Here is a 17,148-nt window from a genome sequence, read left to right on the forward strand (position 1 = left end):
TGGTCCCGTGCCGATATCCGTACTCCTGGTCGACGACGAGCCGCTGGTGCGCGCCGGGCTGCGCGCCATTCTGGAGGCCCAGCCCGACATCGAGGTGACAGGGGAGGCGGGTGACGGGGCCGCCGTGGTCCCGCTGGTGCGCCAACTGCGGCCGGACGTGGTCGCCATGGACGTACGGATGCCGCTGCTGGACGGGATCGAGGCGACCCGCGCAGTGCTCCGGACGGTCACCGACCCGCCGCGGATCCTCGTCGTCACCACCTTCGAGGCGGACGAGTACGTCTACGAGGCGCTGCGCGCGGGCGCGGACGGTTTTCTGCTCAAGCGGTCCCGGCCGGCCGAGATCGTGCACGCGGTGCGGCTGGTCGCGGAGGGCTCCTCGCTGCTGCTCCCGGCGTCGCTGCGGGCCATGGCCGCGGACCGGCGCAACGACCGGGCCCGGGCGGATTTCGAGCGGGCCGCGCTGACCGGCCGGGAGCGCGAGGTACTGCGGCTGATGTGCCGCGGGCTGTCGAACGCCGAGATCGCCACGGAGCTGGTGGTGGGGGCCGAGACGGTCAAGACGCACGTCAGCGCGGTGCTGGCGAAGCTGGGCGCCCGGGACCGCACCCAGGCCGTGATCGCCGCCTACGAGTCCGGGTTCGTGACGCCGGGGACGGTCGGGTGAGCGGGGCCCGGCATCTGCCGCGGCCCCGGGCGGGGCTCGCCGCACACCGTCTGACCGGCTACGATCCGCCACACACGGAAAGCTAGGGAGAGGGACGTTGGGGCGGCTCACCGGCGGGGACCCCTCGCTGCTGCGACGGATCAACTCCGCGGTGGTGCTGGACGCACTGCGCGCCGCGGACGCCGCCACGCTCACCCATCTCGTCCAGGTGACGGGCCTGTCGCGGCCCACGGTCGAGGGCGTCGTCGAGGGGCTCATCGAGAGCGGCCTGGTCGTCGAGGTGCCCGCCGAGGAGGGCGAGGCGCGCCGCCAGGGCCGCCCGGCCCGCCGCTTCCGGTTCCGTACCGAGGCCGGCCATCTGCTGGGCATCGAGATCGGGCCGCACCGCATCGTGGCACTGCTGTCGGATCTGAGCGGCCGGACGCTGGACGCCGTGCAGCGCACCGTCGAGGAGGGCGCGCCGGCCGATGAGCGGCTGGACCGGGTGCGGGCCGTGGTGGCGGATCTGCTGCGGCGCACCGGCGTGCCGCGCCGCAGCCTGCGGGCCGTCGGCGTGGCCAGCCCGGGCATCGTGGAGGCGGACGGCACGGTACGGCTGGGCACCGCGCTGCCCGGCTGGACGGGGCTGCCGCTGGGTGACCGGCTGCGGCGGTCGTTCCGCTGTCCGGTGCTGGTCGAGAACGACGCCAACGCGGCGGCGGTGGCCGAGCACTGGCAGGGCGCGGCGACCGGCTCGGACGACCTCGTCTTCGTGCTGGCGGGGCTCAGCCCGGGTGCCGGTGCGCTGATCGGCGGGCGGCTGCACCGGGGGTTCGGCGGCGCGGCCGGGGAGATCGGCGCGCTGCATCTGCTCGGGCGGGAGGCGACCCCGGAGACGCTGCTGTCGACGACCGGGAAGCCGCTGCATCCGCTGGACGAGGCGCAGGTCGCGGCGGTTTTCGCGGCGGCCGGGCGGGGCGATGCGCGGGCCCGGGACGCGGTGGACCGGTTCATCCGGCGGCTGGTGCACGACGTCGCCGCGCTGGTGCTGGCGCTCGATCCGGAGCTGGTGGTGATCGGCGGCTGGGCGACCGGGCTGGCCGGCGTACTGGAGCCGCTGCGCGGCGAGTTGGCGCGCTATTGCCTGCGGCCGCCGCGGGTCGTGCTGTCCCAGCTGGGCGAGGCGGCGGTGGCGACCGGCGCGCTGCGGCTGGCGCTCGACCACGTCGAGGGGGAACTCTTCGCGGTGGAGGGGACCGTGACGGCCCGTCGGTGAGCCGTCACCCCTTCCCCGTGGCGCAGGGTCAGCCCGCGAGCAGGGCCACCGCGTCGCGCTCGCCGAACGTCAGCCGGCAGGTGTCCGCGCGGTACGTGGACACCGCGACCGCGGTCGGGCGCCCGGCGGAGACATAGCGGGTCGTGACGACCAGGACGGGCGCGCCCGGAAGGCGGTCGAGCTGCTTGGCGTCCTCGGCCCGGGCGGAGCCCAGCTCCACCGTGCGGTCCTGGCCCTCCAGCTCGCGCTCGTGGAGTGCGCGCAGCACGGCACGGGCGCGGCCGGGGGCGCTGAGCGCGGCCGCCGCGTCGTATCCGGGGACCACGGCCGCCGGTACGTACAGCAGCTCGGCGGCGACCGGGCGGCCGTCGGTGACCCGGCTGCGGCGCACGACGTGGACCAGCTCGCCGGGGGCGGTCTCCAGCAGCCGCGCCACCTCGGCCGGGACCGTGTCGCTCTCGGCGGCGTCGACCGGCTGCCAGTCGTCACCGGGGGCGCCGGGCCAGGTGTGCCGGACGGGGTCGACGGCGACGTCGGCGCGCGGTGGGGCGACGGTGGTGCCGACGCCGCGGCGGCGCTGGAGCCGGCCCTCCAGCTCCAGCTGTTCGAGCGCCTGCCGGAGCGTGGCCCGGGCGACCCCGAACCGGGCCGCCAGCTCACGCTCGTTGGGCAGCACCTCACCGACCGCGAACTCCGAGTCCAGCGCCTCGCTGAGCACGGTCTTGAGGTGCCAGTACTTCGGCTCCGGCACCGTGTCGAGTTGCGTGGTCCCCACCCTGTCCTCCGCACTGGCGGCTGCCCGCGGGGCAGCGCCCCCTGGATCCGGGCCCGCGCCGGGCCGTGCAGGACGGCCCGTTCGCGCACCCTTTATGAGCGCTTCTTTATTAAAGGTTGTTGCAGTATCCCGACGATATGGCCGCCCCCACCCTTGGTCAAGACCAATCCCGTCACCGATCGACGAAGCGCCGCGCGACGAGGACGCCCCGGGAGGCCCGGTCCGCGGGCCCCGGCTCACTGCGTGGCCAGTGCCCCGAGCTTGTCCGGGTTGCGCACGATGTAGACGGTCCGGATCCGGCCGTCCTGGACGCCGAGCTGGATGACCGTGTCCGGTACGCCGGCCTGGTGCGCCAGCACGGCGAGCCCGCCGTTGAGCGCGCACAGGCTGAACTCCAGCCCGGCCGGCATGGACTTGGCGACGCCGAGGAGGAAGCGGGCGACCTTGTCGGCGGACTCGATGATCCGCAACGGCGCCTTGGCCTTGCCGCCGCTGTCGCCGACCAGCCGGGCGTCCGCCGCCAGCAGGCTCAGCAGCCCTGCCAGGTCGTCACCGGCCGCCGCGGCCAGGAACCGCTCGGTCAGATCGCGCTGCTGCTCCGGATCCACCTCGTAGCGCGGGCTGCCCTCCTCGACGTGGCGCCGGGCCCGGCCCGCCAGTTGGCGCACCGCGGCCTCGCTGCGGTCGAGGACCACGCCGATCTCCGCGTAGGGGTAGCCGAACGCCTCGCGCAGGACGAACACCGCGCGTTCCAGAGGGGAGAGCGACTCCATGACGACGAGCACCGCGAGGGTCACGGTCTCGGCGAACACCGCCCGCTCCGCGCCGTCCGGCGGGCTCCCGGCGGCGTCCGTCGCCAGCGGCTCGGGCAACCAGGGCCCCACATAGGCCTCGCGCCGCGACTGGACCTGGCGCAGCCGGTCGATGGCCAGCCGGGTGGTGATCCGTATGAGGAAGGCGCGTGGCTCGCGGACCTCGGCGCGCTCCACGCCCGCCCAGCGCAACCAGGCGTCCTGCACCACGTCCTCGGCATCGGCCACCCGGCCGAGCATCCGGTAGGCCACGCCGAACAGAACGGGCCGGTGTTCCTCGAAGACGTCGGTCGCGGTATCGCTTCTCACCTGCCCATCCCACCCGCCGGCCCGGCCGTTGTCCAGCGCAAACGCCCCGGTGCGAGGCACACCACTGCCCCGCCGGGCGAGGCGCGGCCGCACCCCGGCGCCCAGCACGACGCCCGCGCCCACCAACAGGCTGCCGCCCAGCTGGGCCGGGCCGTATCCGCCGGTTCCGGCCAGTGGCGCGGTGAGTGCGGCGAAGACCGGGATCAGACCGGAGAAGAGGGTGGCGCGTTCGGCGCCGATCCGCTGGATGCCGGCGTACCAGCAGACGAAGCCGATGACGGTGACGATGACGGTCTGCCAGCCGAGCGCGGCCGCCTCGACCGCGTCCGGCATCCGCAGCCAGCCGGCGCCCCCGGTGATCGTGCCGACCACGGTGGCCTCCACCGCGGCGAGCGCACTGACCACCGCCGACAGCAGCCGGGGGCCGAGCCGCGGCAGGACGGGCACCGCCAGTACGGCGAAGCCCACCTCCCCGCACAGCGCGGCCACCGACCAGACCAGGCCCCTCACGTCGGTGCGCCCCCACCCCTGGACGACCCAGGCGCCGGCGGCCACCAGGAGGGCGCCGCGTACCACGGCCGGGCTCGGCCGGCGCCCGGCCAGGAGGGGCACGAGCACGGCGACGACCACCGGGGCGCAGCCGACGAACACCCCCGGCACGGCCGGTTCCGCGGTGCGTTCGGCCGCCAGGATCGCGAGGTTGAAGCCGAGCATGCCGAGGGCGGCGAGCAGGGCGAGGCGTCCCCACTGGCGGCCGGTGAGGGCGCGCAGCGGTGGGACGGCCCGGCGGCCGGCTAGGGCGAACAGAATCAGGGCGGCGAGGCCGTAGCGCAGGGCCTGGCCACCCGCCCACGGGTAGTCGCCCAGCAGGCTGTTGGCGGTGAAGGAGCCGCCCACCAGGAAGCAGGCGAAGGCGGCGGAGAGCGCGCCGTGCAGTGGAGTCCGGTTCATGAGACGGACGCTAGGAAGGGCGGCGGACCGTCTTAAGGTCCACTTCGGCGGCTGCGTAGGGGACCACTTGGCGGCGGCGGAACGGGGGACCTGCGATGACCGACGACAACGGACGGGCCGGCGAGGGGAGTTGGACCGCCGCCTGGGAGCTGCTGCTGCCGACGGCCGGCGCGCCCCGGCGGCGGCGCGGCCGCGCGCTCCAGGAGGCGCTGCGCGAGGCGGTCCGCTCGGGCCGGCTGGCGGCCGGGACCCGGCTGCCGTCGGGCCGGGAGCTGGCCGCCGACCTCGGGGTCTCGCGCGGTCTGGTGACCGAGGCGTACGAGCAGCTGACCGCCGAGGGCTATCTGCACAGCCGGCGCGGCGCGGGCACCTGGGTCGGCGGTGCGGTGCGCGGCGCGCGCCCGCCGAGGAACGCCGTGGCCCGCGCGGCCGGCGCCCCGCTCGTCGACTTCACCCCCGGCACCCCCGACCTCTCACTGTTCCCGCGAGCGGCCTGGTCGGCCGCCCACCGCCGGGCGCTGCACCGGCTGCCGCACCGTGCCCTGGGCTACCCGGATCCGCGCGGTCTGCCCGAACTGCGCCGGGAACTGGCGCAGTTGCTGACCCGGCGGCGCGGTGTGGCCGCCGATCCGGAGCGGCTGGTGGTGTGTTCGGGCGTGGCCCAGGCGATGACGCTGCTGGGCTTCGCGCTGCGCGCGGCCGGGCACCGGGCGGTGGCCGTGGAGGACCCGGGCAGCCCCGAGCACGCCCAGCTGTTCGCCGCCGCCGGGCTGGCGTCCGTACCGGTGCCGCTGGACGATGAGGGCCCGGTCATGGCGGCGCTGGCGGCTTCCGGGGCGCGGGCCGCGGTACTGACGCCGTCCCACCAGTTCCCCTCCGGGACGGCCGTGTCGGCGGCCCGCCGGGCGGAGCTGCTGGGCTGGGCACGGGCGGCCGGCGGGCTGCTCGTCGAGGACGACTACGACGGCGACTTCCGCTACGACCGGGCTCCGGTCGGCGCGTTGCAGGGCCTGGATCCGGACCGGGTGGCGTACACCGGCTCGGTGAGCAAGTCGCTGGCGCCCGGGCTGCGACTGGGCTGGCTGGTGGTGCCCGGGTGGCTGGCCGACGACGTGGTGGCCCGTAAGCGGACGATGGATCTGGGCAATCCGGTGCTGGACCAGGCGCTGCTGGCCGAGTTCATCGCCCGGGGCGACTACGACCGCCAGCTGCGCCGTTGCCAGCGCGCCTACCGGGAGCGCCGGGACGCGCTGACCGCGGCGCTGGCCGCGCACTGTCCGGGCGCCGAGGTGACCGGTATCGCCGCCGGACTGCACGTCATCGTCACGCTGCCCGCGGCGTACGGCCCCGAGGCGGAGCTGCTCGCCCGGGCCCGGCGGGCGGGACTGGCGCTGCGCGCGCTGTCCGCCTACGGGAGCGCGCCCGCGCCGCCGGGTGACGGGCGGGTCCGGCTGGTCCTGGGATACGCCCACCTGGCCCCGTCGGACCTCGACCGCGGGGTACGGCTGCTGGGCGCGCTGCGCCGGGACCGGTCGCGGGGACGGGAAGCGGCCCCCGCCCGGAACGGGAGCACCGGCCGGTAATCACCCCGGCCGCCGGAGCGCGCCCCGGCGACCCGGCGACCCGGTACAGGCTGCGGGCGGCGGCGCGTACGGGCAGCGTCATCGTCGCGGCGCGGTCCTGGCCATCCCCCCTCCCTCTTGCGACCATGACCCGGACCCGGCCGGTCCCGTGGGCCGGGCCGGCGTGCAGCGCCCGCGGGCCGCCCGTGAACCACTCCGCGTTCACCGGGAGTTCGGCCGCGGGGCACCGAACAGCGATACGAACAGGTCGTCAGCGAGTCGGTCGAGGCATGGAGGTTGGAGATGGCGCAGGGATCCGGCGGTGGCTGGGGCGGCGCGCGGTGCTGCGGGGCGCGGCGGTGGGGTCCGCGGCGCTGGCGCTGCCCGCGTTCGCCGGGGCCGCGCCCGCGCTGGCCCGCGGTGGGCGGCCGAGTGCCGACTGGGGCGTGCAGGTCGGGGACGTGACGACGTCCTCGGGGCTGGTGTGGGTGCGGTCCGACCGGCCGGCCCGGATGGTGGTGCAGACCGCGGCGACCGAGTCGTTCCGCGATGCGAAGACCACGCGGACCTGGCACGGCCCGGTGCTCGGCGCGGGTACGGACTTCACCGGCGTCACCCCGCTGCACGGCCTGCCGCCCGGCGAGCAGATCCACTACCGGGTGCTGCTGGCCGACCCGGACGATCCGCGGCGCACCGGCGAGCCGGTGACCGGCACCTTCCGCACCGCTCCCGAGGGGCGCCACGCCGATGTGCGGTTCCTCTGGTCGGGCGATCTGGCCGGCCAGGGCTGGGGCATCAACCCGGACCGCGGCGGCTACCGCATCTACGAGGACATGCGGCGCCGGAACCCGGACTTCTTCCTGTGCAGCGGCGACAACATCTACGCCGACAACCCGATCACCGAGCGGGTGACGCTGCCGGACGGCCGGATCTGGCGGAACGTGACGACCGAGGAGAAGGCGAAGGTCGCCGAGACGCTGCAGGAGTTCCGCGGCGCGTTCCGCTACAACCTGCTGGATGCGAACCTCCGCCGGTTCAACGCCCAGGTGCCGACGATCACGCAGTGGGACGACCACGAGGTGCACAACAACTGGTACCCGGGGCAACTGCTCGACGACGACCGGTACACCGAGAAGCGCACGGACGTGCTCTCCGCGCGGTCGCTGCGGGCCTTCGCCGAGTACTTCCCGATCCGTACGCTGCGGCCGGACGGCGGGGGTGCCTCCCGCTCGGACGGAGCCGGGGGAGGACGGGTCTACCGGGTGGTGCACCACGGCCCGCTGCTGGACGTCTTCGTGCTGGACATGCGGCGCTACCGCAACGCCAATTCGCCGGACCGGCAGACCGACGACCCGCAGGGCATCCTCGGGGCGGAGCAGCTGCGCTGGCTCAAGCGTGAGCTGTCCCGCTCACGTGCGGTGTGGAAGGTGATCGCCTCGGACATGCCGCTGGGACTGGTCGTCCCGGACGGCAAGACGAACTTCGAGGCGGTGGCGCAGGGCGATCCGGGGGCTCCGCTGGGGCGGGAGCTGCAGCTGGCGGAGCTGCTGCGGCACATCAAGCACGCCCGGGTGACCGGCACGGTGTGGATCACCACGGACGTGCACTACACCTCGGCGCAGCACTACGCGCCGGAGCGGGCGGCCTTCCAGGACTTCGCGCCGTTCTGGGAGTTCGTGTCGGGGCCGCTGAACGCGGGCGGGTTCCAGGCCGTGAAGCTTGATGGAACATTCGGGCCGGAGCAGGCGTTCATCAAGGCACCGGACCGTGCGAACGTCTCTCCGGCGGAGAGTCCGCAGTACTTCGGCGAGATCGACATCGACGGGGGAAGCGGGGAGCTGACGGTACGGCTGCGTCAGGAGGGCGGGGACGTGTTGTTCAGCAAGGTGCTCCAACCCGGACGGGTAGGACAGTAGGGACCAATGCCCCGATTGCGTCTTTTACCCGTCGGACACAATGTGTTGGCGACCAGGCAACACCTGTCGGCGAGGCTGTGTGCATGACTGAAGCAACCTCTGCCAAAACCTCCCGCCGGCACCACTGGCGGCGGGAGCTCGTCGAGCTGGCGGCCCTGTTCACGGCCGTCGCGGTGGCCGACGCGGTCGCCAACACCGTCGCGCACGGACCGTCCGGGCCGGGGCTGCTGTGCGCCTCCGCGGTGGCCCTGCTCGCCACGGCGGGCTTCCACGTCTGGTGGTCACGGCGCCACGACCCCGCCCCGCCGCCGACCGATACCGGCGCCACGGCGCCGTCCCCGGCCGGCGCGTCCCCCAGAGCCGCCGGCAGGGAAACGACGCTGTGGCGGATGCGGACCACGGTCCGCGACGCTCCGGGCAGCCTGGCCGCGCTGTGCACGGCACTGGCCGCCCGGGAGGTGGACATCCTCAGCCTGCAGACCCACCCGCTGTCCGAGGGCACCGTCGACGAGTTCCTGCTGCGCGCGCCGGCCCCGCTGACGCCGGCGGAGCTCACCCGTACGGTGGCCGACGCCGGCGGCGCCCACAGCTGGCTGGAACGGGCCGACGCGCACGACCTCGTCGACGCACCGACCCGGATGCTCGGCCTGGCGACCCGTACGGCCCTGGATTCCGCCGAACTCCCGCTGGCGCTGCGGCAGTTGCTGGGGCGCTGCACGATCCACTCGGTGCCCGCCCGCTCGCTGACCGGTCAGCCGCTGGCCGAGCAGGTGCCCGCGGAGGGCGTGCTGGAGGACCATGTGATGAAGTTCCGTGACCCCTCCGGGGGTTCGCTCACGATCGAAAGGCCGCAGTTGCCGTTCACCCCCACCGAGTTCGCCCGGGTGCGGGCACTGGTCGAGCTGGACACCCGGCTCGGCCAGCGGGTGCCGCCGCGGCGGGACGTGCTGACCCTGCCCGAGGGCAACGAGATCACCGTCCGCCGCGCCGACACCTCCGATCTCACCGCGGCCCGGGAGATGCACGACCGCTGCTCGGCACGGACCCTCGCACTGCGCTACCACGGCCCGGTCGGGGACGCGGACCGCTACCTCGGCCATCTGCTCAGCCCGCGCTTCGGCCGCACCCTGGCGGTGGAGACCGCGTCCGGCCGGCTGGTGGCGCTCGGCCATCTGCTCTGGGACGGCGACGAGACCGAGGTCGCCCTGCTGGTCGAGGACGCCTGGCAGCAGCGCGGCATCGGCGCCGAGCTGCTGCGCCGGCTGGTGACGATGGCGGCCGAGACCGGCTGCGAGAGCGTGTACGCGATCACCCAGGCCTCCAACACCGGCATGGTCGCCGCGATGCGCGGCCTCGGCCTGCCGCTGGACTACCAGATCGAGGAGGGCACGCTGGTGATCACGGCCCGCCCGGCCGGCCTGCCCGCCCGGCGGGAGCCCCGGGAGACCGTGCACATCCAGGACGCGACCGGCCGCCGCTGAGGCGGACCACGGCCCGCGGTCCGGCCGGGTGGCGCGCACCACCCGGCCGGCCGCTCACCGCGCCCCGCGAAGGCAATGACGCCGTAAAGCGACAGGAACGTATGGGCTGTTGATGGTGACGCGGCGGGTCGATCCGTACGAGGATGGTCCACATGCCCCACACCACTACTCCCGCGAGCGACCCACTGCCCCGCCAGGTCGCCGACGCCTATGTCGACGCGCTCGTCGAACTGGACCCCATCACCGGCACCTTCCTCGGCATCCGGGAGAGCTCCTCGAAGCTCCCCGACTTCTCCCCGACGGGGCAGGAAGCACTGGCGCAGCTCGCCCGCACGACGCTGGAGCGGCTCACCGAGGCGGAGGCCCGGCCGGGCGCGGAACACCCCGCGGAGAAGGTCTGCGCGCGGCTGCTGCGCGAGCGGCTCACCGCCGAGCTGGCGGTGCACGAGGCGGGCGAGGGCCTGCGCGCGGTCAGCAACCTCAGCTCGCCGCTGCACCACGCCCGCCAGGCGATCATCCTCACCCCCGCCGAGACCGAGGAGGACTGGGCGGCGATCGCCCAGCGGCTGCGGGCGCTGCCGGCCGCCCTGGAGGGCTACCGCGCCGCACTGGACGCCGGCCGCAAGCGCGACCTGCCCGCCGGCCCGCTCCAGGTCGCCACGGTCATCGGCCAGTTGGACGACTGGATCGGCACCGACCGCAGCTGGTTCGCCGAGTTCACCGAGCCCGGCCCCGAGACGCTGCGCGCCGAGCTGACCGAGGCCGCCGAGGTGGCCACCGGCGCGCTGGTGGAGCTGCGCGACTGGTTCCGCGACGTCTACGCCCCGGCCATCGAGGGCGCCCCGGACGTGGTGGGCCGGGAACGCTACATCCGGCTCGTCCGTTTCTTCAGCGGCACCGACCTCGACGCGGACGAGGCGTACGCGTACGGCTGGTCGGAGTTCTACCGGCTGCTGGCCGAGATGGAGACCGAGGCGGAGCGGGTGCTGCCCGGCGCGAAGACGCCGTGGGAGGCGCTGGCCTGGTGCGACGAGCACGGCGAGGCGGTCGAGGGGGTCGAGGAGACCCGGCAGTGGCTGCAGTCGCTGATGGACGAGGCCATCGACCGCCTGGACGGCACGCACTTCGAACTCGCCGAGCGGGTGCGCCGGGTGGAGTCCATGATCGCCCCGCCCGGCGGCGCCGCCGCCCCGTACTACACCCAGCCGTCGCTGGACTTCTCCCGCCCCGGCCGCACCTGGCTCCCGACGATGGGCGAGACCCGCTTCCCGGCGTACGACCTGGTCTCCACCTGGTACCACGAGGGCGTGCCCGGCCATCACCTCCAGCTGGCGCAGTGGGCGCACGTCGCCGATACGCTCTCCCGCTATCAGACGACGGTGGGCATGGTCAGCGCCAACGTCGAGGGCTGGGCGCTCTATGCCGAGCGCCTCATGGACGAACTGGGCTTCCTGACGACGCCGGAGCGCCGGCTGGGCTACCTGGACGCCCAGATGATGCGGGCCATCCGCGTCATCATCGACATCGGCATGCACCTGGAGCTGGAGATCCCCGCGGACTCGCCGTTCCACCCGGGCGAGCGCTGGACGCCGCAACTGGCGCACGAGTTCCTGGCGAGCCACTGCAGCCGGCCGGCCGAGTTCGTCAAGAGCGAGATCATCCGCTACCAGGGCATGGCCGGCCAGGCGATCGGCTACAAGCTCGGCGAACGCATCTGGCTCCAGGGCCGCGAGGCCGCCCGGGCCCGCCACGGCGCCGACTTCGACCTCAAGGCCTGGCACATGGCCGCCCTCTCCCAGGGCTCCCTGGGCCTGGACGACCTGCTGAGCGAACTCTCGGCGCTCTGAGGGGAGTTCGCGGTACACCGGGGCCGGGTCCGGCAGGGAGCTGCCGGACCCGGTACGGGACCGCCGGGCCCCGCCGCCCGGCTCTCGCCCGGCCCGCTCAGCAGCCGCACTCCCCCGCACCGACCGGGGCCGTCAACGGGTCGGCGGGCCGGGTTCGGGTGCCCTGCCAGGTCTCGGTCGGGTAGCCCTCGCGGATCCAGTACTCGATGCCGCCGAGCATCTCCTTGACGCGGTAGCCGAGCCGGGCCAGGGCGAGGGCGGCGCGGGTGGCGCCGTCGCAGCCGGGGCCCCAGCAATGCACGACGACCGGCACCTCCGGGTCGAGCAGCTGCGGCGCGTCCGCGGGGATCCGGGCGGTGGGCAGGTGGACGGCGCCGGGGATGTGGCCCTGGTCCCAGGCGGCGGTGCTGCGGGAGTCGACCACGACGAAGTCCGTGGCGCCGGCCGTCAGGGCGGTGTGCACGTCGGCGACGTCGGTGTGGAAGGCGAGCCGCGCGGCGAAGTAGGCGGCGGCGTCGGGCGGCGCGGCCGGCGGGGTGGCGAGTACGGGGCTGGCGGGGGACTGCCGGGCGGGGCGGGGCTGCTGAGTGATCATGGCGGTAAATCTATGGTCCGCGGCAACGGCCGAGAACCGACGATCCCCGGCAGAACCCTTGCCGCACCGGGGATTCCACTGCTAGACAGCGCAGATGACCGGATATTCCCCCGACGCCACCGACTGGCGCATCCTCGACGTCCTGCAGCGCAACGGCCGCGCGGGCTACGCCGAGCTGGCCCGCGCCGTGAACATGTCCGCCAGTGCCGTCACCGAGCGGGTCCGGCGGCTGGAGGAGGCCGGGGTGATCTCGGGGTACGCGGCGGTGGTCGACCCGGAGCGGATCGGGCTGCCGGTGCTGGCCTTCGTACGGCTCCGCTATCCGAACGGCAATTACAAGCCGTTCCATGATCTGCTGGAGACGACGCCGGAGATCCTGGAGGCGCACCACGTCACGGGCGACGACTGCTTCGTGATCAAGGTCGCGGCCCGTTCCATGAAGCATCTGGAAGAGGTGTCCGGGCGGATCGGCGCGCTCGGCTCGGTGACCACCAGCGTGGTGTATTCGTCACCGCTGCCGCGCCGGCCGGTCGGCCACTGACCGTCCGCCCGCCCCCACTCCCCCGGGCCTCAAGTCCGCACGTGGTGCCGTACCGCCGAGCCCGTGCGGGCCTTGACGACCTCCAGCTGGGCGGGGATGCGGGCCTTGAGGTCCGCGACGTGGCTGACGATGCCGACGCTCCGGTCGCGTTCGCGCAGCGAGTCCAGGACGTCCAGCACCTCGTCGAGGGTCTGCTCGTCGAGGCTGCCGAAGCCCTCGTCGATGAAGAGGGTGTCCAGCCGCGTGCCGCCGGCCTCGTCGGTGACAACGTCGGCGAGTCCGAGGGCCAGCGCGAGCGAGGCGAAGAAGGTCTCCCCGCCGGAGAGGCTGGTGGTGTCCCGCTCCCGGCCGGTCCAGCCGTCGATGACGTGCAGACCGAGCCCGGAGCGGCGGGTGCCGCCGGTCCGCTCGTCGGAGTGGACGAGGGTGTAGCGGCCGGCCGACATCCGGTGCAGCCGGGCGCTGGCCGCGGCCGCGACCTGTTCGAGCCGGGCGGCGAGGACGTACGACTCCAGCCGCATCCGCCGCTCGTTCTCGCCGGACGTGCCGGCGGCCAGGGCGGCGAGCCGGGCGATGCGGTCGTGGGCGGCGCGCAGCGGGGCCAGCGCCCGGGCGTCGGCCCCGGCACGCGCGGAGAGCCGGTCGAGTTCGGCGGCGCGGTGCTGGGCGGTGGCGTGCGCCGTGGCGGCGGACCGCAGCCGCGCCGCCGCCTCCTGGTGCGCGGTCCGGGCGGCCTCCGGATCCGCGGGCGGCAGGGCGGCCGCGGCGGACACCTCCGGGTCGGACAGTTCCGCCTCGGTCGCGGCGGATTCCCGCTGCCAGTCGTCGAGCCGCTGCTGCAGGGCCCGCCATTCCTCGTCCCGCAGCAGTGCGCCGGCGACCTCCCGCGGGGTGTCGAACCCGGCCCGGTAGGCGGCGTCGGCGAGCGCGGCGTCGGCCTCCTTGAGCCGCTCGGCGCAGGAGTGCGCCGTACGGGACGCCTCGGCCGCGGCGGCCAGCCGGGCCACCTGCCGCTCCAGGTGCCCGGCCCGTTCTGCCACGCTCGCGCAGTCCGCCCGGGCCCGCGCCAACTCCTCCTCCAGCGCGGCCCGTTCGGCGTCCAGTGCCTCACGGCGGGAGGTGCGGGCGGCGACCCGGCGCTCGGCCTGCTGCTGCTCGGTGCGGCGTCGTTCGTGCTCCCGCTCGGCCCGCTGGAACGCCTCGCGGGCGGCATGCAGATCGGCGCCCCGGGCGTGCTCGCGGGCCAGACCGTCCCGCAACTCCTCGGCCTGCGCGGCGAGTTCGGCCACCGGGGTGTCCCCCGCGGTGGCGGCGGCACCGGCCAGCTCCTCCTTGGCGGACTGGCAGCGCTGCTCCGCCTGCCGCCGGGTCTCCTCGGCCCGGCGGTACGCCGCGAGTGCGGCCTCCTCGGTGGCGCGGTCGACATGGCCGGCGCCGGCCCGGGCCGGCGCCGGGTGCTCGGTGGCGCCGCACACCACGCAGGCCGCGCCGTCCGTCAGCGCCTCCGCGAGCTCGGCGGCGATCCCGCGCAGCCGCCGGTCCTTGAGGTCGAGCCAGTCCTCGTGGGCGGCCGCGGACCGTTCCCGGGCGGTGAGCAACTCCCGTTCGGCGACGCGTACTTCTTCGGCAAGGCGGTCGCGCCGCCGGGCCGCGGCGAGCCGTTCGGCGGCCGGTTCGACGCGGGCGGCGAGCTGCTCGGCCCGGGTCGCGGCCTCCTGGGCCGACTCGATGCGCCGCTGGTGGGCACCACGGGCCCGGTCCCACTGGGCGAGCCACTCGCCGGCGTCCAGCAGGGTCTCTTCGTCGGCGCGCGCCTCGCGGTCCAGTGCGGCCCGTTCCGCGCCGATCCCGGCGGCCCGCCGCTCGGTCCGCCGGGCCGCCGCGAGCGAGCCCAGCTCCTCCCGCAACTCCCGCTCCCTGGCCGCGAGTTGGTCGCCCGAGGCGTCGGCGAGGGCCGGCGGCAGAAGGCCGCGGCAGTCCGCGTCGGCGCGCTGGGCGGCGTCCAGGTCGCGTCCGGCGGCGTCGCGCAGGGCGAGCGCGGGCGCCACCTCCGCGGCGGTGCGGGCCCGGGCCAGCCTCGCCCGGGTCGCTTCCCGTTCCGCGGCCCGGGCCTCCAGCGCATCGGCCCGGCGGCGGGCGTCCGCATAGCGCTGCTGGAGCCGGTGCCGTTCGCCGGCCTCCGCCAGCCGGCCGGCCGCGGTCCGTTCGGCCTCCTCGGCCCGGTGCAGTGCGCAGCGGTGGATGTCCAGCCGCTCCCGTGCGGTCACCCGGGCGACGGCGGCGCCGGCCAGCACCGCGTCGGCGAATCCCGGCTCGCCCGGCCCTGGCACGTCCGGCTCCGCGGGGGCGGCCGCGGTGCCGCGTCCGGTACGCCCGGCCGCGCCCGCGGTACGCCGTCCGGCGGCGCCGCCCTGGGCCGGGACCGCGGCCGCGGTACGCCGGCCGGAGTCCGCGGCGGGCAGCAGCCCCGCGAAGGCCGCGGCGTCGCCGGACTCCGCGTCCGCGGTCCCGCCGGCCGCCTGCGCCATCCGGTGCGCCAGCGCCAGCAGCCGTTCGTCGCCCGCCGCGACCTCGTCGGCGGCGGCCCGGCGGCGCGCGGTCAGCTGCTCCTCCAGCGCGGCGAACCGGCGGGTGTCGAAGAGCCGGCCGAGCAGCCGGGCGCGGGCCTCGGCGTCGGCCCGCAGGAAGCGCGCGAACTCGCCCTGCGGCAACAGCACGACCTGGCAGAACTGCTCCTTGCTCATGCCGAGCAGCTGCCCGATCTCCTCCCCGATCTCCTGGTGCGAGCGGCTCAGCGCCTTCCAGTGCCCCGCGCCGCCGGCCGCCCGTTCCTGCGCTCCGGCCGGTACGAACTCCCGCAGCCGGCTCTGCGCCTTCTCCCTCGTCGTACCGCTGCCGCGCTTCTTGGGCCGCGGCTGCTCCGGCAGCCGGGTGATCTCCAACCGCCGTTCGGCCACGGTGAGTTCGAGGACGACCTCGGTGAGGGTCAGCGGGTCGGCCAGGTCGCTGCGCAGTGCCTGGCCGCTCTGCCGCGCCCCGGGCACCGACCCGTACAGCGCGAAGCAGACCGCGTCGAGGACGGAGGTCTTGCCGGCGCCGGTCGGCCCGTGCAGCAGGAACAGGCCGTCCCGGGTGAGCCGGTCGAAGTCGATGGTCTGGGTGCCGCCGAACGGCCCGAACGCGGTGACGGTCAGCCGGTGCAGTCTCATCGTGCCCCCTCGGCCGCCATCTCCTGGGCCCGCACCTCGTCGATCGCGGAGCGCAGTGCGGCCCGCTCGTGCGCGTCGGCCGCGCGGCCGGGCCGTACGTGTGCCACGAAGTCCTCGGCGATCTCCTGGTCGCTGCGGCCGCGCAGCCGCTGGGCGTACGAGGCCAGCGAGCGGGCGGGCCCCTCGTCGGGGTCGAAGACCAGGCTGACGAGGTGCGGGAAGCGGCGGGCGAGCCGGGCCATCGGCTCGTGCGGGCGGGCGCTGTCGGTGAGCGTCGCCTCGACCCAGGAGTCCTCGTGCCCGGCCAGTGCCGGGTCGTCGAGCAGCCGCTCCAGCGGCCCCGGATGCGGGCCAGCGGCCGCGGCACCGGGCAGTCCAGCCGCTCCGCGCGCACCGCCCCGGCCGCGTCGAGGTCGACCAGCCACATCGATTTGCGGTGTGTGGCCTCGGAGAACGAATACGCCAGCGGGGAACCGGAGTAGCGGATCCGTTCGGTGAGGGTCTGGCAGCCGTGCAGATGGCCGAGCGCGGCGTAGTCCACGCCCTCGAACACCGCCGCGGGGACGGAGGCGACGCCGCCGACGGTGATGTCGCGTTCGCTGTCGCTGACCGCGCCGCCGGTGACGAAGGCGTGCGCCAGCACCACCGAACGGGTCCCCGGCGGCCGGCCGGCGAGGTCGGCGCGCACCGTGTCCATCGCCGCGCCCAGCACCGCCGCGTGGTCGGCCCGGGGCGCGCCGAGGGCGTCGCGCACCATGGCGGGTTCGAGGTACGGCAGGCCGTAGAGCGCGACCGGGCCGTGCGCGTCGTGCAGCAGCACGGGGGTGCCGCAGCCGGCCGGGTCGGTCCGCAGGTGGATGCCGGCCCGTTCCATGAGTCCCGAGCCGACGCCCAGCCGGCGGGCGGAGTCGTGGTTGCCGGAGATCATCACGGTCGGTACGCCCAGGTCGGCGAGCCGGTGCAGCGCCTCGTCGAAGAGCTCGACGGCGGCGAGCGGCGGCACGGCCCGGTCGTAGATGTCGCCCGCGACGAGCACGGCGTCGATCTCCCGGTCGCGCACCGTCGCCACGAGGTGGTCGAGGAAGGCACGCTGGGCGGCGAGCAGGCCGACCCGGTGGAAGGACCGACCCAGGTGCCAGTCGGAGGTGTGCAGAAGTCTCAATCGACCGCTCCGACCTGCACGTTTCCCCTCCCGGTCCGTCCCTGGCACCGTCCGGGGTCCGCCGGC

General features: G+C 75.3%; 11 protein-coding genes and 2 pseudogenes. 7 read left to right on the forward strand and 6 right to left on the reverse strand.

Annotation, left to right across the window (positions count from 1 at the left end; translation table 11 throughout):
• The first annotated feature begins 7 nt into the window (after positions 1 to 7).
• Together OJ254_RS25140 and OJ254_RS25145 are read left to right on the forward strand one after the other, a co-directional pair.
• Complete coding sequence (locus tag OJ254_RS25140; protein WP_265364193.1) at positions 8 to 667, forward strand: response regulator; 660 nt, start codon at positions 8 to 10, stop codon at positions 665 to 667.
• A 97-nt stretch (positions 668 to 764) separates the two neighbouring features.
• Complete coding sequence (locus OJ254_RS25145) at positions 765 to 1,922, forward strand: ROK family protein (protein WP_265364194.1); 1,158 nt, start codon at positions 765 to 767, stop codon at positions 1,920 to 1,922.
• 28 nt (positions 1,923 to 1,950) lie between these two features.
• Here OJ254_RS25145 and OJ254_RS25150 read toward each other — a convergent pair whose 3' ends face one another.
• The 3 genes and pseudogenes from OJ254_RS25150 to OJ254_RS25160 all read right to left on the reverse strand — a co-directional run.
• A complete protein-coding gene (locus tag OJ254_RS25150; protein ID WP_265364195.1) occupies positions 1,951 to 2,697 on the reverse strand; it encodes a GntR family transcriptional regulator in 747 nt (248 codons plus the stop codon).
• 236 nt (positions 2,698 to 2,933) lie between these two features.
• Positions 2,934 to 3,818, reverse strand: coding sequence for an RNA polymerase sigma factor SigJ (gene sigJ, locus OJ254_RS25155; protein ID WP_265365296.1), 885 nt, complete (start codon positions 3,816 to 3,818; stop codon positions 2,934 to 2,936).
• Between the two features lie 54 nt (positions 3,819 to 3,872).
• Positions 3,873 to 4,769: pseudogene (locus OJ254_RS25160) on the reverse strand (EamA family transporter); the annotation flags it as partial.
• A gap of 95 nt (positions 4,770 to 4,864) precedes the next feature.
• Here OJ254_RS25160 and pdxR point away from each other — a divergent pair.
• The 4 genes from pdxR to OJ254_RS25180 all read left to right on the forward strand — a co-directional run bounded on the left by pdxR (position 4,865) and on the right by OJ254_RS25180 (position 11,575).
• On the forward strand, positions 4,865 to 6,352 hold the full coding sequence (gene pdxR, locus OJ254_RS25165; protein ID WP_265364196.1) for a MocR-like pyridoxine biosynthesis transcription factor PdxR: 1,488 nt from the start codon (positions 4,865 to 4,867) through the stop codon (positions 6,350 to 6,352).
• Between the two features lie 269 nt (positions 6,353 to 6,621).
• The gene (locus tag OJ254_RS25170; protein WP_265364197.1) at positions 6,622 to 8,247 is read left to right on the forward strand and encodes an alkaline phosphatase D family protein; all 1,626 of its coding nucleotides are present in this window, start codon (positions 6,622 to 6,624) and stop codon (positions 8,245 to 8,247) included.
• Positions 8,248 to 8,330: 83 nt separating this feature from the next.
• On the forward strand, positions 8,331 to 9,728 hold the full coding sequence (locus OJ254_RS25175) for a GNAT family N-acetyltransferase (RefSeq protein WP_265364198.1): 1,398 nt from the start codon (positions 8,331 to 8,333) through the stop codon (positions 9,726 to 9,728).
• A gap of 152 nt (positions 9,729 to 9,880) precedes the next feature.
• Positions 9,881 to 11,575 (forward strand): DUF885 domain-containing protein, encoded by a 1,695-nt coding sequence (locus tag OJ254_RS25180; RefSeq protein ID WP_265364199.1) that lies wholly within the window; start codon positions 9,881 to 9,883, stop codon positions 11,573 to 11,575.
• 97 nt (positions 11,576 to 11,672) lie between these two features.
• On the opposite strand, the gene OJ254_RS25185 is transcribed toward OJ254_RS25180, so the two are convergent.
• Entirely contained in the window at positions 11,673 to 12,170 is a 498-nt protein-coding gene (locus tag OJ254_RS25185) for a rhodanese-like domain-containing protein (protein WP_265364200.1), read from the reverse strand.
• Positions 12,171 to 12,264: 94 nt separating this feature from the next.
• Here OJ254_RS25185 and OJ254_RS25190 point away from each other — a divergent pair, with 94 nt between their 5' ends.
• Positions 12,265 to 12,711, forward strand: a complete 447-nt coding sequence (locus OJ254_RS25190) for an Lrp/AsnC family transcriptional regulator (protein WP_265364201.1) — start codon at positions 12,265 to 12,267, stop codon at positions 12,709 to 12,711.
• Between the two features lie 29 nt (positions 12,712 to 12,740).
• Here OJ254_RS25190 and OJ254_RS25195 read toward each other — a convergent pair whose 3' ends face one another.
• Positions 12,741 to 15,920, reverse strand: a complete 3,180-nt coding sequence (locus tag OJ254_RS25195; protein WP_265364202.1) for an AAA family ATPase — start codon at positions 15,918 to 15,920, stop codon at positions 12,741 to 12,743.
• Positions 15,917 to 17,082, reverse strand: a pseudogene (locus tag OJ254_RS25200) (exonuclease SbcCD subunit D). Before OJ254_RS25200 ends, OJ254_RS25195 begins: the two are co-directional and overlap by 4 nt.
• Positions 17,083 to 17,148: the final 66 nt, after the last annotated feature.

The organism is Streptomyces endophytica (assembly GCF_026153355.1).
GTDB classification, from domain to species: Bacteria; Actinomycetota; Actinomycetes; order Streptomycetales; family Streptomycetaceae; genus Streptomyces; species Streptomyces endophytica.